17 protein-coding genes are annotated in these 19,213 nt (G+C 54.1%); 6 read left to right on the forward strand and 11 right to left on the reverse strand.

Annotation, left to right across the window (positions count from 1 at the left end):
- Window positions 1-88 precede the first annotated feature (88 nt).
- The 6 genes from FUA23_RS19735 to FUA23_RS19760 form a co-directional block, all read right to left on the reverse strand.
- A complete protein-coding gene (locus FUA23_RS19735) occupies window positions 89-1,336 on the reverse strand; it encodes a 3-deoxy-D-manno-octulosonic acid transferase (RefSeq protein ID WP_147932498.1) in 1,248 nt (415 codons plus the stop codon).
- A 41-nt stretch (window positions 1,337-1,377) separates the two neighbouring features.
- A complete protein-coding gene (locus tag FUA23_RS19740) occupies window positions 1,378-2,136 on the reverse strand; it encodes a hypothetical protein (RefSeq protein ID WP_147932499.1) in 759 nt (252 codons plus the stop codon).
- Between the two features lie 135 nt (window positions 2,137-2,271).
- Window positions 2,272-3,138, reverse strand: coding sequence for an NINE protein (locus FUA23_RS19745; protein ID WP_147932515.1), 867 nt, complete (start codon window positions 3,136-3,138; stop codon window positions 2,272-2,274).
- 250 nt (window positions 3,139-3,388) lie between these two features.
- The gene (locus FUA23_RS19750; RefSeq protein WP_147932500.1) at window positions 3,389-4,933 is read right to left on the reverse strand and encodes a hypothetical protein; all 1,545 of its coding nucleotides are present in this window, start codon (window positions 4,931-4,933) and stop codon (window positions 3,389-3,391) included.
- 70 nt (window positions 4,934-5,003) lie between these two features.
- Window positions 5,004-6,221 (reverse strand): vWA domain-containing protein, encoded by a 1,218-nt coding sequence (locus tag FUA23_RS19755; protein WP_147932501.1) that lies wholly within the window; start codon window positions 6,219-6,221, stop codon window positions 5,004-5,006.
- A 127-nt stretch (window positions 6,222-6,348) separates the two neighbouring features.
- Window positions 6,349-7,551 (reverse strand): AAA family ATPase, encoded by a 1,203-nt coding sequence (locus FUA23_RS19760; RefSeq protein WP_147932502.1) that lies wholly within the window; start codon window positions 7,549-7,551, stop codon window positions 6,349-6,351.
- 141 nt (window positions 7,552-7,692) lie between these two features.
- On the opposite strand from FUA23_RS19760, the gene FUA23_RS19765 reads away from it, so the two are divergent.
- From FUA23_RS19765 to FUA23_RS19775, 3 genes are all read left to right on the forward strand, one after another.
- The gene (locus FUA23_RS19765) at window positions 7,693-7,944 is read left to right on the forward strand and encodes a GlsB/YeaQ/YmgE family stress response membrane protein (RefSeq protein ID WP_147932503.1); all 252 of its coding nucleotides are present in this window, start codon (window positions 7,693-7,695) and stop codon (window positions 7,942-7,944) included.
- Between the two features lie 262 nt (window positions 7,945-8,206).
- Complete coding sequence (locus FUA23_RS19770) at window positions 8,207-9,112, forward strand: O-methyltransferase (protein WP_147932504.1); 906 nt, start codon at window positions 8,207-8,209, stop codon at window positions 9,110-9,112.
- Between the two features lie 419 nt (window positions 9,113-9,531).
- A complete protein-coding gene (locus FUA23_RS19775) occupies window positions 9,532-10,884 on the forward strand; it encodes an alkaline phosphatase D family protein (protein ID WP_147932505.1) in 1,353 nt (450 codons plus the stop codon).
- A gap of 168 nt (window positions 10,885-11,052) precedes the next feature.
- Here FUA23_RS19775 and FUA23_RS19780 read toward each other — a convergent pair whose 3' ends face one another.
- Window positions 11,053-11,484 carry an LNS2 domain-containing protein gene (locus FUA23_RS19780; protein WP_147932506.1) on the reverse strand — a complete coding sequence of 144 codons (432 nt, stop codon included), beginning with the start codon at window positions 11,482-11,484 and terminating at the stop codon, window positions 11,053-11,055.
- A 147-nt stretch (window positions 11,485-11,631) separates the two neighbouring features.
- On the opposite strand from FUA23_RS19780, the gene FUA23_RS19785 reads away from it, so the two are divergent.
- Window positions 11,632-12,429, forward strand: a complete 798-nt coding sequence (locus FUA23_RS19785; protein WP_147932507.1) for an SDR family oxidoreductase — start codon at window positions 11,632-11,634, stop codon at window positions 12,427-12,429.
- 36 nt (window positions 12,430-12,465) lie between these two features.
- On the opposite strand, the gene FUA23_RS19790 is transcribed toward FUA23_RS19785, so the two are convergent.
- Complete coding sequence (locus tag FUA23_RS19790; RefSeq protein WP_147932508.1) at window positions 12,466-13,206, reverse strand: SpoIIAA family protein; 741 nt, start codon at window positions 13,204-13,206, stop codon at window positions 12,466-12,468.
- 237 nt (window positions 13,207-13,443) lie between these two features.
- Here FUA23_RS19790 and FUA23_RS19795 point away from each other — a divergent pair, with 237 nt between their 5' ends.
- Window positions 13,444-14,247 carry a 3'-5' exonuclease gene (locus FUA23_RS19795; protein WP_147932509.1) on the forward strand — a complete coding sequence of 268 codons (804 nt, stop codon included), beginning with the start codon at window positions 13,444-13,446 and terminating at the stop codon, window positions 14,245-14,247.
- 24 nt (window positions 14,248-14,271) lie between these two features.
- Here the strand turns inward: FUA23_RS19795 and FUA23_RS19800 are convergent, their stop codons facing one another.
- Window positions 14,272-15,279, reverse strand: coding sequence for a carboxypeptidase-like regulatory domain-containing protein (locus FUA23_RS19800; protein ID WP_147932510.1), 1,008 nt, complete (start codon window positions 15,277-15,279; stop codon window positions 14,272-14,274).
- 310 nt (window positions 15,280-15,589) lie between these two features.
- Here FUA23_RS19800 and FUA23_RS19805 point away from each other — a divergent pair, with 310 nt between their 5' ends.
- Entirely contained in the window at window positions 15,590-16,486 is an 897-nt protein-coding gene (locus FUA23_RS19805) for an SdiA-regulated domain-containing protein (protein ID WP_147932511.1), read from the forward strand.
- A gap of 184 nt (window positions 16,487-16,670) precedes the next feature.
- Here FUA23_RS19805 and FUA23_RS19810 read toward each other — a convergent pair whose 3' ends face one another.
- Both FUA23_RS19810 and FUA23_RS19815 read right to left on the reverse strand, forming a co-directional pair.
- Entirely contained in the window at window positions 16,671-17,852 is a 1,182-nt protein-coding gene (locus tag FUA23_RS19810) for a cystathionine gamma-synthase (RefSeq protein ID WP_147932512.1), read from the reverse strand.
- A gap of 318 nt (window positions 17,853-18,170) precedes the next feature.
- Complete coding sequence (locus tag FUA23_RS19815) at window positions 18,171-18,896, reverse strand: hypothetical protein (RefSeq protein ID WP_147932513.1); 726 nt, start codon at window positions 18,894-18,896, stop codon at window positions 18,171-18,173.
- Window positions 18,897-19,213 lie beyond the last annotated feature (317 nt).

Raw genomic sequence — 19,213 nt, forward strand, 5'->3', positions numbered from 1 at the left:
GGCTGCCGGACACACCCGAAAAGGCAGAAGTACTCAGGGTATCGTTAGCTTCACGGAAGTGTGTGATTAATAAATGTACCAACAGGCATCAGGGCAGGTGGTTCAGTACGGCCTGGGCCGTTCGGAGTCCTGCTCCGGAATTATCGTTGCACAGCTCCTCCTGAGCGGTGGAAGCCGCTCCGTTGAAAGACTTTTTGATGGCTTCGGTCAACTCGTTTGAATTGCCGATGCTGAAGGCTCCTCCGCGTTTGATGGCTTCGGCGGCTTCCGGGAATTTTTGGTACTTCGGCCCGAAGATTACGGGGAGCCCGTACGCCATCGGCTCCAGCGTATTGTGCAGGCCTGTTTTGAAGCCTCCGCCCACGTAAGCAATTTTTCCGTACCGGTATGCACGGCTGAGAATACCGATAGTGTCCAGAATCAGAACCCGGCTTTTATTTACGTTCTCAGCCGTCGCCCTGGTGTAACGAACGGCCTGGAACCGGCTCTCCCAGTGCTGAATCTCGTTCTCATGAAGTTGGTGCGGAGCAAGGATCAGCCGATAATCAGAGGGCAGTTGGTCCCATACTTGTTCCCAGCAGGCTACGTCTTGCGGCCACACGGAACCCGCAATTATGGTGACGTTGTCACCGTGGGTGAAACTTTCAAGGATCTTGTCCGAAAAAGGGGTGCGGGCCAGCTGCAACGTCCGGTCCATTCGTGGGTCTCCGGCAACGATCACCGCCGAGGGGTCGATCTGCCCCGGCCCGGTGAGTAAGCTGCGATCGCCTTCTGTTTGAACGATAATAGCAGTAAAGAAGCCCAGCATCCGTCGCCACCATCCGCCCAGGCTTCTGAAAAACCACTGGGAAGGCCGGAAACTGGCGGCAATAAGAAAAGTGGGGATTGCTGCTTGATGAAGAGCCCGTAAGTGAAAATACCAGAACTCGTATTTGACGAAGATCGCAACCTCAGGTTCAACCTCTTCCAACCACTGCGTCGCCCGTCGGGGCCCGTCGGCGGGGAGGTACGCCACGTGATCGGCAAGAGGCTCATCCTTACATCTTTCGAAACCACTGGGACTGTAGAAAGTGAGCAGGACGCGCCAGTCGGGGCGGGCGGAGCGTAGCTCTTCCAGTACGGGGCGGCCCTGTTCAAATTCACCGAGGCTGGCGCAGTGCATCCAAATAAGAGGAGTGCCGTTCCGGGCGCCGGAGCGCAGGTGCAAGGGAAGGGACGAAGAGGCAGTGTTTTTACGGCCCTCAACCCAAAGCCTGGCTTGCTTTACACCAAATAATGCCGCCAGCCGAACAGCAAGGTGGTAGAAGGTTACAGCAATGCGGTAAAAAAACGTCAAAGGATTGGAAACTAGGAAAACAGGAGCCAGCTCCCGAGGTATTATTTATAGAATATCTCACGCCCTTCACCGAAGTAGAGAGGGATGATGAAGCCGGCTTTGACACCGAGTACGATGTCGGTTCGCCCTTCTGAAGATGGGGGAGCACCGGTAGGGATATCAAAGTTACGCAATGCCTTGGTGAAGCCGGCCATTACCTCAGCTCCAAGGTAGAAGTTGAGTCGGCGGTCTAACGCGAGTTGTTGGTAACCGATGAACTGATGGACAGCGAAGCCGCCGGTTAGTTGGTCGTAGCCAGGCAAGAGATTGTCGCGCAACTGAGGTACGACCTGAACCGCGTCTTCCTGAAACCGAATCCGGTGGAAAAAATACCCCAGGCTTGTTTTCAGATGAATGCCGGCCCGCTTGTTTTCCCCTAAAGCAAAGGTGTAGCCCGCAGCGGGGCCAATGAAAAGCTGTCGGTGCCGCAGCTGAATGTCTGCCGGAGATCGCTGGTTTCCGATGATAAAACCTTCGCGGGTACGCAGGCCTGAAAGGACATCTTCTTTCACTTCAGTCCCGAAACCGTACTGCACCCTGAATCCGAATTCAATATTTGAGTCCTTGGGGAGCCAGGTAACACCTCCGTCGATAGACCAGCCGGCACCGAAACGGTCGCTGAGGTCTCCGGCACTGGTGAAGGGGCCGTACCCGAGGTCAATAAGTATCGCCGCGTCCAGGTTTCTGGCCCCGGCGAGACCCTGAGCCCCGAGGGCTGAGGTGAGGAGGATAGCAAGTGAGAAGTATAGCGTCTTTAGCATTCGGCAAAGGTAAGACAGCGGGGTTGTCTTAATGCATAATAGCTTGTCTGCTGTAAGGCATTGGGGTAAAATAGCCTCGGGAGGAAGTAGGGTTTGTTGAGCTGATGGCTGGTTCCGGACCCGGAATCCAATTTTTTAGCCCATCAGCTTTTCTTTCTGCATCTGGTATTCTTTTTGGGTCAGAACACCTGCATCATGCAGTTCGCGCAGCCGGGTAATTTGCTCCAGCAGGTCCGGGCCGGGGGGCGGAGCATCAAATGCTGGCGGAGGAGGAGGCATGGTTTCTGTCGTCCGGGGCGGGGGCGGAGCGTTGAAGTTCTCGATCGTTTCGGTTTCGTCGACAATCGGGGTGTCCGTTGCTTTGGGCTCGGTGAGCTCCAGAAGATTGAGCCTGCGGAAATTGTTGGCTCTGAAACTACGGTACGAAGAATGCTTGCGCAAGGCCGCAAGCGCGGGGTGCTTCTCGATGCGCTCCGGCTTGGGCAGGCCGAAGGTGACGGACAGCTCGAGATGACGAAGCGATTCGCCATACTGGCCAAGTTGAGCGTAGGAGCAAGCGAGGTTGAAATGAGTGCCAGGGTCACCAAGGTCAGCTTCTGAGGCTTCGGTGAAAGCCTCGATGGCCAGGTCGTAGTCGCCGGTACGGTAATAACGGATGCCCTCGGCCTTGAGCGCTTTGGTGTCGCGGTGGGCGTAGGGTGCAGCGATGCCGAGCGGCTGATTTTCGCCCAGCGAATCTTTATCGTACTTCTTGAGCCATTTTTTTTCGGGCGTAGCCCAGAAAACGATGGCCGTTATGATTGGGGCAATGACCATAGTGGCGATTACCATCCCGAAGAAAACCTCTCCGTCGCTATCGTTAACAAGGTTAACCAGTACAATCGCACCAAAGAATCCAGCAAATTGCATAACGCCCCGGAACCACTGGCCGAGGTAAAAACGATGAACCCCAAACATGCCCAAAAAGAAGGCAAAGAATCCGGCAAGAGTTTTATTCAGCATGGTGAAGTGAGAATGAGTGTTTGGTCCGTAAGGTCAGAACAATAACGATAAAATAGTTACCCATAGATACGACAAGGAGCGGAAAAGGATGTACGGGAGGGTATATTTTTTCGACGTGAAGCCCTGCTTCGTGGACCAACATTTGCTCACCCTGCTATTTTTAACCGGTGCCGGCACCTGCGGCCCCGCCCACCGATGTAGCTTCTGCCAGGACGAATACGTTGCAAAACAACCCCGGTTCAGAGCAATACTACTGTTTCGCTGCGCCTATTTCTGCCTTTTTTTGCGCGCCAATTATCCTGAGTTCCTCACGGATGCCGAGAAACGAAAGGTAGGGGAGGAGCCGCTCCAAACGGCTCAACTCTTCTACTGATGTAACCTGGTGAAAGGCTGACCTCAGCAGGTCGGTTTCCAGTTGCCGCCACTCAGGACGGGCCGCTGCTTTCTTGAGCACCGCAACGTTCATGAGCCTGTAATTTGAGTTGGGAGCGTGGGCCAGAACGGCTTCGATCATCCGAGTAGGCTCAGTGAGTTGATCGAATATTTTGTCGGCGACATTGAGGACGACAGTATAGATTTTTTCGTACCGCGACGTCAGCAATTCCCGGATACGTTGTTCGATGGGGAGGGGAATCTCCGGTGTTGCTTTTTGCGCCTGCACCCAAGTATCGAGTTGGAGCAACGCACAGCGTTGCAGCCAGGGTTCTGAGCGGTTCAGGTAGGAAAGGATCAGCCCGAAAAGCTCGTCGGGCTGCGCGCTCACTACGAGCTTTCGCCAGTTGGGGCCAAGCATTTGCGGCCAGGTAACGGGGGCTGCCGTATTGAGGGAAGGGGTGTCAACTTTAGCGTTCATATCACCGAGGGTGACCCGTATGCCCGGGGGCTCCCGGTCGATCAGCTCAGCGATGAGATCAAATAAGCGCAGGTTCTCTTCCTGATCGAACCGTCCCCGGATCACGGTGCCGGGGGAAGGATGGTGAGTAGCCCGCAGGGCACTGAAAACTTCGCCCGCCAGGGAAGGATGCTCGTCGAGAACGGTCATAATGCTTTGGTGAACATCATCGCCTTCCAGACGGCTGATCACTCTGAGGTAGTCTTTTACCTGACCACGATCGTGCAGTAAAGAGTGTTGTAATTCCAGAATCCGGGCCTTGTTGGCGGGGACGGCGAGGGCGATCAGCGCATTGAGCAAACCACTGGCAAAGGGATGGCGGCCGGGGCGCTCCAGTTCGCTGAACAAATACTCTGCTGAGCCAGGCGTATCCAATAAGCCGATTAGCTGGTACACCACTCTGCGGTCTTCGACTTCCCGCACGAGGTGGATAATGGAAAACAACCAGGGCTCCAGAGCCTCAGCATCGCAGTTACCGCTTCTCAGCAGCTTTGCGATGACCCTGAATGCGTCTTTAGCTTTTTTCTGCAGAAAAAGAGCGGGCCGGGCTTCGGGATGCTCGAGCCAAAAGGATGCCCGGCGGGCATACAGCGGGGCATCGTTGCCGCCCGCAGGGCTGGAAAGAGGAGATGTTTTCCGGAATGTTCTGCGTAACAACTTGAACTCAGGCGGACTGTCGTTAATCCAGGCTGCGGCTTCGGCCCGGTAAGCCAGGTTGTCTGCCAGTTGCTGGAAATATTCGCGTGCACTTTCCCACCGGTCTCCGTAAGTGATCCGGAAAACAGTCTCCGGCAGCTGAGCGGAAGCGGATGTAACAGCCAGTACTTCTCCATCCGGAGAGAGTTTTATCTCGAAACCGGCGGGGCCATAATCTTCAGTCGGTACAGTTATTGTGCTTGTCATTCGGGAGGGAAGTTACACAGTTTTTGGGCTGCGGGAATACGGAAATCAGCGGGAGTTTTTGCGACCGATCCTAATCTGTGATCGCCACGATCGCATCTTCTCCCCATGGGGGGCTCGGAGGTCTCCGGCGGACGCCGTCGTCGAGGTCGAAGATGCCAAAAATAACCGGCGTATTGAACCGGTGGGTCGGGTAGCGGGTAAAGCCGTCGGTAAGCACCAGTACGGAGTCCGGGGCAGGGTTGAGGTCGAGTGCAGCGAGGATGCCCGCGGTCATGTCTGTCCCGCCACCGCCGGGTAGCGATTGCAGCCGGTAAGCTTCCTGCCCGGCCAGTATCCGGACGGGTTCATAGGCAGTGTTGTCGCAGGGGATGATCGTGACCGGATATTGGAACGTGCGCAATACGGCAGCGACTTCGCCCAGCGCACGAGATAAGAGTTCGGGGCTCATGGAGCCGCTGGTGTCTACCACCACAGCGATGCGCGCGGTACGATCCCCCCGCAGGGACGGGGTAAGAATGGGGTGGTAAACAGATTGCCGCCTGCTGGGGCGGCTGAAACTGTAGTCTATCCGGCTGCCGATGCCGTTTTGCAGGGCGACACTCATGCGGTTGCCCAGCTTCGCCCGCCAGTTGATCTGAGGGTGAAGGATGTCTTCGGTCCAGTTTCGCCAGCCACCGGGTGTTGCTTTATTACCCGCTTCTTTCATCCGGCGGGCTACTTCACGCCGGAGCACCTGATCGTCGAGAGAGGAGATGTTTTGGCGCTCGTTACCATCTTCCCATTCACGCTCCTGGTGGTGGGCTCCGCTGCCGTCGTCGTGGTTGGCCGACAGATCGGGATGGCTTTTGCTGATCCCCTCGAAGTAAGTCTCGGCCAATAACCCACGCTGGTAGCCGAAGTCTTCGGGCAACATGCCGGGGTAGGCCGCCGGCATCCGCATCCCGGGCCATTCGGTATCGTTAATTTCAAAGTCTGCAGCAATGTTCCACAGGCGTGCGGCATCCGGGCCGTGGACATTGAAAGCCTTAGCACGCTCGGCGTGCTGCCTCAGCCGGTGACTGATCTCGTGGATCCAGATGAATGCCAGTTCGGCAAGGGCAACAGGGCGTTCCCTGCTATGCCAGATGTCGTCCACCACCGTGGGGTTCCAGTACACATTGTAATGCAGGTCGATGGCTGCCACATCCACCGATTCAGACAAGATTATGCGGCAGCGGAACAGGGCTGGTGCAAACCAGGGGAGTTTTTCTGCCGCGTAAGCCCTGGCGAAGCGTAAATGAGAAATCATGGAGAAAACGGTTTCGTAGAGGCGGGTGCGCAGAAAGTACCGGGCAGCGGCTGAGATTATCGGTGGTTACGGGGCCGTTGTTTATTATACGACCGTACAGCCACGATTAGCCGCGGCCAGCAGGTGGCTAACTGAGCACTTCAATAAACTCCCGTAACCCCTCATCACTGAACAAACCGTTGATCGATGCTGAGATAGCTGAGAATTTATCCGGTCCCGCAGCCTGGCCTTTGGCCATGAGCCTTACGAGCCACGTAGTGCCGGCCAGTTCTTTGAGCGGAACGAAAATAACGTCGCGCCGCCCGTCGGCGAAGGCGCGCGCAGCGAGGTCGAGGTAAGGCTCAGACCAGGTCAGGAGCCGGTCGGAGTCGAGTTCTTTTTTGAGGTAATCGTTTAGGCCGGCGAATAAGACAAACAATTCGCTGTCGTCGAGGTCTTCCACCGGCACGGAGACCTGCCCGGTGAGGACTTCTTTGGGGTCGGGCAACCGAAGGTTGCGCAGGTACTCGAGGAGCATAATGGCCGTTGCCTCGCCGAGGCAGCCCGTCGTAAGTTCGAAGAGGACCTGGTTGTTCGTATCGTCATCGATGCGGTAGCCGAGCAAATCTGCCGTAGCGAGAAGTGCAGCCGCGAAATCCCAACTGCGCGGGCTGGCGAATCCGTATTTGTTCTCTTCGGGGTTGGCGTGCAGAGCGTCGGGTTTTACGCGCAGAAAACCAGCGATCCGGGTCTGGAAAAACCGTAGTTTTTGGGCGTGAGCGGAGACATCTACCTGAGGCAGTGCGCCGGGCTCCCAGCCACTGGTGAGCGAGTGCACGTACAAATCGGTCGAAACATCCCAGTTCAGGTGAACGAAACGGTTGCGCAGGGGAGGGGAAAGCTCCCAGCCTCCGACCATAAGATCGGGAGGGTTTGCCGCCGCTACGATTCGTACACCAGGGGGGAGCGGGTGAAAACCCACTTTGCGTTCGAAGACCACCCGCAGGAGAGCGGATTGAACTGAAGGCGGAGCGGTACTCAATTCGTCGAGGAACAGGATTCCGTCGCCATCGTCAGGGAAATCATCCACCCAGCGGGGGACGGCGTACCTGACACGTCCGTCTTCGAGAACGGGAAGCCCGCTGAAATCGGTCGGGTCGTGAATGGATGCAATCAGGGTGGTTACGGGCAGTTGTTCGTGGGCAAGCCCTTCAATAAAGCTGGACTTCCCGACGCCGGGCCGGCCCCATAGCAATACCGGGATGCCGACGTCTCCTCGCGGAGCAGGTGTGGCCAGGGCAATGAGTAACGATTCGGCACCGGTAGGGAGGTTCTGGAGGGTATTATTCACGGTTGAAATCAACGTTTGGACCGGAAAGAAGGTTGCAGGACGCCAGGGATTGGATTTTTATCTTTTCGGAAGCGTGTGCGGCGAACAATCCCAATGAGGGTGCGCTATAGCAGTACATCACTATCAGTAAAATACACTATTATGAATATTCTTGCCTGGATCATACTTGGCCTTATCGCCGGCGCAATCGCCAAATGGATTCACCCCGGTGAAGATCCCGGAGGGTGGATCGTCACGATCCTCATTGGTATTGTCGGTGCTTTCGTCGGCGGGTTCATCACGCGGACACTCGGCATCGGCCCATCCGAGACCGACGTTGTTAACCTGTGGTCGATCATTGTTGCCGTTTTCGGAGCAGTTATTTGCCTTTGGGCTTACCGTAAGTTCTCCTAGTACAGTGAACCTAAATATACTCGGGCGTATAAGCGCTTCTCTTGCACAAAAGGGAGGCGCTTTTCGTGGCCGTACGGTAACCGAGGCGACCACCACCTGACCGGGTAGGGCGCGGCCGCGGGTGCAAAGCCGGTTGAAGAAGAAAGCTCCTGCCGGTAAAAGAGTAAGCCGGAAGGCGACTTCAAGGCGTATTTAACCCAAAAATATCTCTGCCGCCACCTACTACCATACAACTCAGTCACATTGCTACCTTTGCGCCGTGATGAAAGCTCCCCTGAAATACTGGCTGTTCCGTGCCACCTCTGCCGTACGTTGGTACCTCGGTGCAAGTACTCGTTACGATGTACACTCGCCCCACCTGGTTGAATTTATCCGGGAGGTCTACCGCGACGACCGGCACTACCATGCTTTCGACCTCATCGCATCCGTCAGGAATTATTGGCGGGGAAGGCCGGGAACGGTCAAATTGCAGTCACTTGGAGCACCGAGCAAGACAACGAGCAAAAGCGAGCGAACGGTCCGGTCTCTGGTGGCAACCAATGCCATCGATGACGATTGCGGACGCTTTCTCTTTCGCCTGGCACTCTGGCTCAGGGCAAAAAGCATCATCGAGTTCGGAACCAACGCCGGCATCTCTACGCTGTACCTCCATGCCGCCGATACCCGGGCTACACTCCATACCGTAGAAGGAAACGCCGACGTTGCAGCCCTGGCAAAAGAAACCTTCGCCAAAGCCGGCGTTGGCTCCGGCCTGCACGCTCACGTAGGGCTGTTTACCGATTGGCTTGAGGACAGCCCGCACAAATCGGTACAAGCTGTGGTCCCGGTGGAGCGGATGCCCATCACCACTAAGGTACCAGACAACGAACCACTGGACCTGTTCTTCCTGGACGGAGACCACCGTTACCAGCCCACCCTGGACTATGTCCGCGCCTTGCTACCCAGCCGCTCAGAGAATGCTGTCTTCGTCATCGCAGACATCCACTGGTCGGAAGAAATGGAGCGCGCCTGGGAAGAACTGAAGTTGTTTCCGGAAGTGACAGCCTCGGTGGACGTCTACCATTTTGGCCTTCTTTTTTTCAAGGAAGGGGTTTCCGGGCCTCACATCAGCCTCATCTCAACGAGGTTCAAGCCCTGGCGGCTTGGTTTTTTCGGCGCACAGGGGTAGCGGCAGAATTTCCAACTTCAAGGTCGAGGTGTCTCCCAAATGACAATTACCTCCATCCGGTAAGGATTAAAGCTAATATTACGGCACAAAAAAGCCCTCCGGTAAATTACCAGAGGGCCAAAATTATGGTATGTCAGAAAGCTTTCTCTTAAGACAGAACTCCGGTTCTGAGAACCGGTGGGATCTGTTTGTGTGTTGGTATTGAGGCTTTTGGACCAAAAAAGGAAGCGTTTTCAGCCTCAATACTTGCCGAAAGTAGTCCTTTAATGGGAACCGGCCAAAGTTATAGCGTTTTATTTTTCGAGTCGCAACCCCATGATTGTGGGGTTAGGGTGGGGCCGGAGTAATCGGGAGCCCTTCGTTTGAGAAGGGGATAGGGCATATCTTGCGGACATTACCAAAGCTTACCGTTTCTACCCATGCGTACCCTTCTCACTCTGCTCTGTTTAACCCTGCTCTGCACCTGCGTCAGCGCCCAGACCCCGAATAGTATTCAGACCGCTAATACTTTGCTGCAAGCGGGGCCGATGCTGGGGTACTGCGAGCAGCGGGAAGTCATGATCTGGGTTCAAACCAAGTTGCCCGCCCTGGTAAAGGTTGAATACACCGACGATGCCGGCCAGACGATGACCACTAACGAAGTGAAAACAAGCCGGGAAACGGCCTACACCGCAAAAATGATCGCAGACCAGGTTCAGCCCGGCCAGCATTATACCTACCGGGTTTTTATTGACGGGAGCGCAGTAGAGTTGGATTACCCGACAGAATTTACCGCTCAAAAGATCTGGCGCTGGCGGGAAGATCCGCCCACCTTTCAGGTTGCGCTGGGCAGTTGTACCTACATCAACGAGCCAGCATACGATCGGCCGGGCGAGGGCTACGGCAGTGAGTACGAAATCTTCACCTCCATCGATCAGAAGAACCCGGATCTTATGATTCACCTGGGCGATAATATGTACCTCCGCGAGCCAGACTGGTACACAAAAACTGGCTATCACCACCGCTATACCCATACCCGAAGCCTGCCCGAAATGCAACCCTTGCTGGCGCGTACCCACCACTACGCTACCTGGGACGACCACGATTACGGCCCTAACGATTCTGACCGGACATGGGTGCTGAAGGAAGTAGCAAAAGAAACCTTTGATGCTTTCTGGGGCAACCTCACCAGCGGGTTACCGACCAGTAAGGCCGAGAGTGGTTTCGCGGGAATTACTTCTACCTTCCGCTACAACGATACCGACTTTTTCCTGCTCGATAACCGTTCTTTCCGCACTCCGAACGATCAGAAACGAGCCGACAATAAAACAGTCCTGGGCAAAGCCCAGCTCGAATGGCTGGTCGAGAGTCTCATTTTCAGCGACTCGCCCTGGAAAATGGTTTGCATCGGTGGTCAGGTGCTGAATACCGTAAAGGCCGGAGAAACCTACGTTAACCTCGCTCCGCAGGAGCAGGAGTACCTGCTGCGCCGCATTACGGAAGAAAATATCACCGGTGTGGTCTTTCTTACCGGAGACCGCCACCATACGGAACTGTCTGAGCGTCGCCTGAGCAACGGGAAAATGATCTACGACCTCACCATCTCCAGCCTGACGGCCGGAACGGGCTCGAGCCGCTCCGAGAAAAACACTTACCGCGTACCGGGGACGCTGGCCGTAGAGCACAATTTTGGGGTGCTTACCTTCTCCGGGCCACTTAAACAAAGAACACTAAAGGTCGAAGTTTTCGATACGGAGGGGAAAGAAATCTGGACCAAAATGCTGGACAAATAACCTAACCAGAAGGTGAAAAAAGAAAGCCAGAAGCTATGCACATAGCTTCTGGCTTTCAGTTTGCGCCGCCCGAATCTGGTTTCAGCCGTAGCTAAACGGGGAGGCAGGGGGTTATGACTGGTCAGGAAGAATCCTGACCAATGAAGTGATACAGCCTGGAGATACAACTTAGTCGTTGAAGACCTCAACGTCGCGGTTTCTGACCACCAGGTCAGTGAACTTCCCTTTGAAACGGGTAGCTTTCACGATGTGGTTGTCGATCCAATGGTAGTTGCCGCCACGCGGCTTACCCATCAGCATGCTGTGCCACTTGAAGTTGTGTTTCTTGAGCCAGTACTCGGTGATTTCGCGGTGCTCTTCGGTACGGGAGGTAAAGAAGGTGATAATGTGACCTTCTTCGTACCATTTATTTACGATGCGGAGCGCATCGGGGTAGGGCATACACGTACCCATGCGTTCGGGCTCTTCGTTGGGGATGTCATCGCAGATAGTACCGTCGATGTCGATCAGGAAATTTTTCACACCAGCGGCCAATACCGGGCTGATGAGTTCACCTTTTTCGTTGAAGGTGGTTTCAAGATCTTTTTCACTCGTATCCATAGTAGGAAGTTTTCAACTTTGTTATTTCGGGGGGGGAGTTCGCTTAAGCTACCACAAAGATAAGAAATTACGGGACCTGCGTTGGGCAGATATAGCATTTGATCACGCGCTTTTCCGTTACTTTACGGCTTCTAAAACTAAGAATTCATGCAATACGTAGCTCTCGTTACCGGTGCGTCCTCAGGTGTTGGCGAAGCACTGGCTCCTCTTCTCGCTCAGCGCGGCTATAAGGTTTTCGGTATGAGCCGCCGGAGCGTTGATCTACCGGGAGTCACTTCTTTACCGGCTGATATTTCCGATGCCGACGCGCTGAATAAAGCAATAGAAAGGCTGATCGAAGAAACGGGGCGATTGGACGCTGTATTGCACTGTGCGGGAATTGGTGGTGCGGGGCCGGTAGAGCAAATGCCCACGGAGCGCGCGCGCCGGATCATGGAAACCAACTTCTGGGGCAGTTGGAATCTTTGCCAGGCAACCCTTCCGTACCTGCGCAAGAGCGACCGTGGTCGCTTGCTTCTGGTTGGAAGCATCGCCGGGTTTATGGGCATTCCCTTTCGGTCGGCCTATTGTGCAAGCAAGGCCGCATTGAAAGCAATGTCGGACAGCCTCCGGATGGAAGTTCAGGGCAGTAACCTTGAAGTTACGATGGTTGCGCCGGGGGATATTGCTACCAATTCCATCGCAACCCAGTACCGTCAGCCGGTGGAAGACCTTGATCCTCTCTACCGGGAGCGCTACAAAAAAGCCGACGACGGGATGGCCGCCAACGTTGACCACGGAATGGATGCCGCCTTCGTGGCCGAAGCGATGTACCAGATCATGGAAAAGGACCAACTGAAGCCCTACTATGCCATCGGCGAGTTGCTGCAGCGGGCCAGCGTGAAAGCCAGTCGCCTGCTGCCCGGGCACTTATGGGAAAAAGTACTGGGGAAGTACTACAGCTGATAGTCCTTCAGAACAGTCTGCAACGGAGGGCTGGCTTTAGCTCAGCCACGAAATTGCCCGCTTGCGCTCCGTAGTGCCGAAGGCGGAAAGCTCGAGCCCCGGTGTCAGCAGGTCACTGAGGCGAACGGTGGTTTTCAGCCAGCTTTGATCGCCGATGATGGCCATGCGTTCTACGTTTTTATACTGCTTAACGGAGGTCTTCAGGTCTTCCATGAGGGCCTTTCCGGAAAATCCGGCAGAGGTGACGATCTCGAGCATTATGCGGGCTTGCCCGTACTTGGCGGCCTGTTCTTCGATGAGGGTGTTCAGGCGGTCGTAGTCCGCAATACCCATCTTACCGATTATGGCCACGCCGAGCAGGTGCTCGTGGCCGAGGTCGATTTCCTTGAGTGCTTCGGATACTTCGGGGGCTACGTCGAGTTTCAGCCACTCGTGCGCGAGTTCGCCTTCGTTGAGGGCAAATGTTTTCACGTTCATGCGTGGTGTCAGCCAGTCCAGACTGCCCGAAAGCGAGGCCAGCCAACCGTGATCGGTGAGGATGGCGTATTTCTCGATTTTGTCCCAAAGCTCAGTTTTTGCCTTGAGAAGCTTCCAGAAAGTTTGAAAATCCTGAAAGCCGCCGATGTTTTTGATATTACCCAGCAGCCGTAGCTTTCCGTGGGTAATTACCTTGGCTTCAACGGCCATGAGGAGCTTACGCATGCCTTCATCGTCTACTTCACCGTCGAGGGTAAAGCCTAAAAGATTAGATTGGGAAAGGGGAAATACAGAAATCATTAGGTAGAACTTTGGACTGGTTGTTCGTGGTAAAGGAGGTCAGAGCTTTGACCAAACCACCTGAAGTTATAACGCAACATAGGCGTCGTGGTTAAATCAGAGGCCGATCTTTCGACCAAACCGCTGAATTGTCGGACGATTAAACGGGCGCGGACGCGGGTGCAAAGAAGGTTAGGGTAACAGACCTGCGGGAATACGCGTACCTTGCCGCCAAAGATTCTAAAGAATAACTGATTCATGCTTCCCCTAACTAACGATATTGTTTTCTTCGACCTTGAGGCCACCGGCCTCAACATTACCCAGGACCGCATCGTGCAGGTGGGCTTCGTCAAACTATTTGCCGACGGCCGCCCTGCGGAAGAACTGGAAATGAAGATCAACCCCGATTACCCCGTTAATCCCGAAGCGGCGGCCATCCACGGCCTCACCAACGAAATGCTGGAAGGGGAACCAACCTTCAAGGAAGTTGCCCCGCAACTCTTTGACTTCATCGGAGATGCTGATCTCGGTGGCTACAATTCCAACCGGTACGATGTGCCGCTGCTGCAGGAAGAATTTTACCGCGCCGGGATTTATCTCGACACGAGCAAGCGCCGGCTCATCGATGCCCAGCAGATCTTCTACCGCATGGAGCCACGTACTCTCTCCGCCGCCCTGAAGTTCTACTCCGGAAAAACAATGGAAAACGCCCACGATGCACTGGCTGATGTACGGGCTACCGTCGATATCTTCGAGGGCCAGCTGAAAATGTACGCCGGAGTTGATTTCGAAAAGGAAGACGGGGAAACAATTCAGCCCTTCGCCGATATGGATACAATTGCGGCCTTCTGCCAGGATGATCGATTCCTGGACGCCACGCGCCGCCTCAAAAAAGGGCCCGACGGAACACCACAGTTTAATTTCGGTAAGTATGCCGGCCAAAACGTTGCCGCGGTGTTCAATAAAGATCCGCACTACCTGAAATGGATCCTCAGCAAAGACTTCTCCACGGAGGTGAAGGCGCTCGTCAAGGCAATTGATGATCAGCGGAGAGGGAAGTAAAGGTTGGGGAGGAACAATTTCCCTTTATCCCTTTATAACCACCCGGGTTTCTACCCGGCCGTCTCCGTCCTCCAGCCGGAGGAAGTAGTGGCCCGGAATAAGCTTATGGTTGTCCATAAAATCAAAGCGCAGCGTATTGCCGCCAGCTTTGAATGCTTTGGGCTGCCAGTGGTGAAGCGTCGTTCCGTTGGGTGCGTACAGGTCTGCTTGCAAAGTGCCGGGGCTGGTGGATTCGAAGTCAATGTTCAGGTAGGTCGTGAATGGGTTGGGGAATACCGTTGCCTGCTGTAGGTAGGTTGCGTACTCTGAAACGGGAAGCACGTGTGTTGTCGTTCGGCTGGTACTGTGAATACCGCCTGCTAAAGTAGTGTACTTACCAACAGCTCTGTAAGCAGTAACGGTGACTTCATCCAGGGTTGTGCTTGATTCTTCCAAAATAACATCCAGAAAAGGATCATGAAGAAATACTGCTGCATCCAGACTGTAGACCTCGGTCTTGAAACCCATAAAGCTGATCCTGACGGTATCGCCAGTAGTGGCCCGCAGGGTGAAGTGTCCGTCGATGTCCGTAACGGTCCCGTGCGTGAGGTACTTGCCAGAGTAGATCGCTACGGTTGCGTAGGGCAGGGGTTGGCCGTCGGCATCAGAAACGATGCCGTTGAGATTGAAGTCGCGGCCAGGTTGCTGAACAGGTTGGTGGATGGCGGACTTAGCTTTCGGCTCAGCTTCCAACTGGGCAGCGATGCTTCCGCTGAGCAGAATACCCGCGGCGGTCAGCCAGGTACGCCATTTACTGGCACGGGCGTGCTCTGCGATGATAGGACGGCCGAGTTGGTCAGGGCGGAAACGGCCGCAAAGCCGACCATTGGTTGCGCTTAGGTGAGCGTGGATTTCCCGGTCGGTAAAAGTGCTGAAGTCCGTCAGGTTGCGAACGCAAACTGCGCAATGGCGTTCGTTTGGGGCAGTTTGGGGCATTTTGTCCCAATCTTCTGTGCACGGAGTAGGGATGTTGATTTGTAAGGCTTGCTTCATGGTGAGTGGGTTGTGGACCCTGGATGCCCCAATTCAGGAGAATGCATAATTTCATCCCGAAATGATCGAAGAATGATCCCGGAAGGCTAAAAATAACCGAAACAGTTTATACGTTTATATATTTATGGTCGGCGCAAGCAGGGAAACTGAACTTACAGGACACTTTTGCTTTTTATAAATATAAGCATTGCACCTGCGCCCCCGCCTAATCAATCAAAGGCCCATCGTTTCTGTACAAATCACTTCGGGCGCTCCTGTCCGCTGAGGTTGTAAGGCGATTGTGGTCTACTATTCAAGAAAAACCAACTTTATGATCAGAGTATCGCTTTTCGCCCTTTTTGCTTGCTTTTCTATTAGTCTTCACGCACAGTCTGCCGCGAAGAACTACAATTATTCAGCTCCGGAACTGGTGGGAAACCTGGACCATGAACTGGATGAAATTTCAGGGCTTTCGGTTGCACCCGGAACCCGCAATGAACTGCTTGCAATTCAGGACGAAGAAGGAAAAATCTTTCGCATCAATTCTAAAACCGGAGCTTTGCTTTGGGCAATCACCTTCTGGAAAGACGGTGATTACGAAGCCGTTGAAGCAGTAGGAGAGGACATCTGGGTCTCGAAAAGCACCGGCACGCTTTACCACGTCACCAACGCCGGGAAACCAAACCAGCACGTCGAAAAGTACAATACTGACCTTACGGGAGACAACGACGTAGAGGGGCTGGCCTACGATAAGACCAATAACCGCCTCCTCCTGGCCTGTAAGAAAGATGCTAAAGACGACGGGAACGACAAAAACGGTCGCTACATCTACGCCTTTGACCTGGCCACCCACAAACTCAGTAAGAAACCGGTTTTCGCCATCGAGCTCGAAGCGGTGAAAAACTACCTCGCTGCCTGCGAAAAAACCACCGACCACGAACGCCTTTGCGATTTTTTCATCAGCCGCGATGAGTATGACCTGGCGCCATCAGCACTGGCTGTTCACCCGATGACCGGCCAGCTTTTCCTCACATCTTCGGTGGGCAAAGTACTGATGGTGCTCAATCCCGACGGGAAGATCGACCACATGGAGCGGCTGGATAAAAAACTCTTCGCCCAGCCCGAAGGGCTGGCGTTCGCCGAAGACGGAACCCTGTTCATCAGCACCGAAAAGAAAAAAGCTGACTACGCTCGGGTCTACCGTTTGCCCTACAAAGTGAGCCGTTAAAAGAAGTCGCCTCTGCCGGTAATTGCAGGGCCGGCTTAGCTTCATTGCTTCAACAAAAAAAGCGTTCAGTATTCAGGCTGCCTTAAATGGAAGCCTGAATACTGAACGCTTTTTTATTGAGGATACACCGAAAGATTGATCCGGAATATCCCGCTCTTGAATCAGAGCTTAGACATGCAGAATGCTAGTCGACCGAGGTACTCACCGCTGCGGCGAGTGCTCCTTCGAGGTCGCTTACCAAATCTTCAACGTCTTCCACCCCAACGGAGAGGCGGATGAGGCTATCTGTAAGGCCCACGCTCAGGCGCTGCTCGCGCGGGATGCTTGCGTGGGTCATACTCGCCGGGTGGCCAATCAGGGACTCCACTCCGCCGAGGGATTCCGCAAGGGTAAAGTAGTGGGTGTTCTTCATCACCTGAGTGGCTGCTTCGAGGGTGTCCTCCTTGAGGTCGAAAGAAACCATGCCGCCGAAGTCACGCATCTGTTTTTTAGCAATCTCGTGCCGGGGGTGGTCCTCCAGACCTGGGTAGTAGATGTTGGCTACGAGGTCATTGTTTTGCAGCACCTTCACAATCTGGCGGGCGTTCTCGCAGGCCCGCTGAACCCGCAGGTGAAGCGTCTTAATGCCCCGAAGTACCAGGAAACAGTCCTGTGGGCCAGGAACCGCACCCGCGGCGTTTTGCAGGTAGTAGAGTTTTTTCGCTGTTTCCTCGTCGTTGAGGATTACTGCGCCCATCACTACGTCGGAGTGACCACCAAGGTATTTGGTAGCAGAGTGGAGCACGATGTCGGCACCGAGGGTTAGTGGCTGCTGGAGATAAGGACTTGCAAAAGTATTATCGACGACAGAGATAATACCGTGGTCTTTGCTGATGGCCGTGAGCGCCTCGATGTCAACGATGTTGAGCATCGGGTTGGTAGGCGTTTCGATCCAGAGCATCTTGGTGTCTTTGGATATTTCCCGCTCTACGTTGGCCGGGTCGCGCATGTCGATGAAGCGGGACTTGATGCCGAAGGGACCGAACACTGCGGTCAGTAGCCTGTAGCTGCCGCCGTAGAGATCATCGGACGCCAGAACTTCGTCTCCCGGTTGCAGAAGCCGGAGTACATTGTCCATCGCCGCAAGGCCGGAACTGAAACAGATGCCGAATTTACCTTTTTCGATGGCTGCGAGGTTGTCTTGCAGAGCGGTACGGGTGGGGTTACCGGTGCGGGCGTACTCGTAACCTTTGTGTTTGCCTGGTTCTTCCTGGGCGTAGGTCGAGGTCTGGTAAATCGGGGTCATTACGGCACCGGTCTGAGGGTCAGGGCTGAGGCCTCCGTGGATGCATTGTGTTGCGAAGTTGGCGTCTTTTTTTGCGGACATGGTTTGGTTTTATTTTGCTTGTAAACAGATGAATCCGTGCTTAGTTGGTGCCAACACCGTCGGAGGGTTTGCCAGCGACAAAACCTTTGGTTATACGCTGTAACCTACTGTGTACATTGGCGATGTACTGCTCGGAAAACAGCACTAAGCCCTGGCTTGCGGGAGTTGTGTAGCTCGTTACCGGGCAGAGGAAACCGCGAATCCTGGGGTTGTCAACAAAAAAGCACCCAGCATCCGGTGTTCAGGTTGTCTCGGATGACGGCCTGAACGCCGGGCACTGGGTGCTTTTATGGCAAATAGCCATGAAGTGGCAGAGGGCTAGTCATTGACACACTCGGTAGCGTAGATGTAGGCGTGCTCGGCAAGGTCAGACCATTTGGTTTTCTTGCTGGTTTTTACGCCTTCGCAATCACCGAAATAAGCGACGAATTCGGTTTTGTAGTCCTTCTTTTTAAGGCGGATGGCAGTTTTAGCACCATTTTTTTTCACGTAGTAGCTTTTTGCATCGCCACCCGCGGAGAGGGGGCCGATGCCAATGCTTGCGGTTTCTTTCGCCAGCGGATCGAAGTAAATCCGGACTCCATCGGAAAAGTGTGGGTTCAGGAGTTGCATGAGGAGTTCCATCTGCTTTTTCTTGACCTGTACATTGGTGTTCTCGAGGTAGACGTAGCCATTGGTGAACATCTCTTCGTTGAGGTCTTTGCCCCAGTGCTGAACCTTGAGGTCATCGTAGAAGGAACTCAGCTTGCTCAGGTTGGTAGGTTGGAAGTAGCCATGCTTAATGTCAGAACCTTCAAGTTTGTGGGTTTTACCTTCGGTGTCTTTGATCTTGATGTACTTCGTAATGCCTTTTTTGCGGTCGAAATCCTTGACGTTACCAACGATTTCTGTTCCGTCCTTGAGGGTGATGTACGATAGTTTTTTCTTTGAAAACTGGTAGGTGGGGTTCATCAGGCCCGGGGGCTTTTCCTGGGCGGAGGCAAAGGTGGCGGCGGTTAGTACTACGGCGAGTACCATTACAAGGCGGGAGATAAATGATTGCATAACAGGGTTTTTTAGTGCAGGCACCCTACGTGAGGGTGGCCCGGTTAGAAGTGTGGTTACAGGGTAATAATGTTGTGACACAAATGTAGGGGTTCGACCTGAGATAGCAAAAGTTTCACCTTAAAAATTACAATTTTTTATTTTGTAACTTTTTTGATGTCGGCTTGGTACGGGCGTTTAATACCGGTGCGCGGCCCTTTAAGTTTGTGCTGAGGCAATCGGCCTATACATAGAGAAAGCAAAAATGTGTAACTTGAATTGATGAGCCGCCGCCGTTAGGAGGATGGCGGTCATCAATCAAGCTACACATTCGTAAA

Source organism: Neolewinella aurantiaca, from assembly GCF_008014675.1.
In the GTDB taxonomy this organism is placed as follows: domain Bacteria; phylum Bacteroidota; class Bacteroidia; order Chitinophagales; family Saprospiraceae; genus Neolewinella; species Neolewinella aurantiaca.

Excerpts from the sequence above, each read along its gene's own strand:
- FUA23_RS19780 (WP_147932506.1), bottom strand. The coding sequence starts at position 11,484 with ATGGATACGAGTGAAAAAGATCTTGAAACCACCTTCAACGAAAAAGGT.
- FUA23_RS19770 (WP_147932504.1), top strand. The coding sequence starts at position 8,207 with ATGAAAGCTCCCCTGAAATACTGGCTGTTCCGTGCCACCTCTGCCGTA.
- FUA23_RS19755 (WP_147932501.1), bottom strand. The coding sequence starts at position 6,221 with ATGATTTCTCATTTACGCTTCGCCAGGGCTTACGCGGCAGAAAAACTC.
- FUA23_RS19790 (WP_147932508.1), bottom strand. The coding sequence starts at position 13,206 with ATGATTTCTGTATTTCCCCTTTCCCAATCTAATCTTTTAGGCTTTACC.
- FUA23_RS19750 (WP_147932500.1), bottom strand. The coding sequence starts at position 4,933 with ATGACAAGCACAATAACTGTACCGACTGAAGATTATGGCCCCGCCGGT.
- FUA23_RS19745 (WP_147932515.1), bottom strand. The coding sequence starts at position 3,138 with ATGCTGAATAAAACTCTTGCCGGATTCTTTGCCTTCTTTTTGGGCATG.
- FUA23_RS19785 (WP_147932507.1), top strand. The coding sequence starts at position 11,632 with ATGCAATACGTAGCTCTCGTTACCGGTGCGTCCTCAGGTGTTGGCGAA.
- FUA23_RS19810 (WP_147932512.1), bottom strand. The coding sequence starts at position 17,852 with ATGTCCGCAAAAAAAGACGCCAACTTCGCAACACAATGCATCCACGGA.
- FUA23_RS19815 (WP_147932513.1), bottom strand. The coding sequence starts at position 18,896 with ATGCAATCATTTATCTCCCGCCTTGTAATGGTACTCGCCGTAGTACTA.
- FUA23_RS19800 (WP_147932510.1), bottom strand. The coding sequence starts at position 15,279 with ATGAAGCAAGCCTTACAAATCAACATCCCTACTCCGTGCACAGAAGAT.
- FUA23_RS19805 (WP_147932511.1), top strand. The coding sequence starts at position 15,590 with ATGATCAGAGTATCGCTTTTCGCCCTTTTTGCTTGCTTTTCTATTAGT.
- FUA23_RS19795 (WP_147932509.1), top strand. The coding sequence starts at position 13,444 with ATGCTTCCCCTAACTAACGATATTGTTTTCTTCGACCTTGAGGCCACC.
- FUA23_RS19765 (WP_147932503.1), top strand. The coding sequence starts at position 7,693 with ATGAATATTCTTGCCTGGATCATACTTGGCCTTATCGCCGGCGCAATC.
- FUA23_RS19775 (WP_147932505.1), top strand. The coding sequence starts at position 9,532 with ATGCGTACCCTTCTCACTCTGCTCTGTTTAACCCTGCTCTGCACCTGC.
- FUA23_RS19740 (WP_147932499.1), bottom strand. The coding sequence starts at position 2,136 with ATGCTAAAGACGCTATACTTCTCACTTGCTATCCTCCTCACCTCAGCC.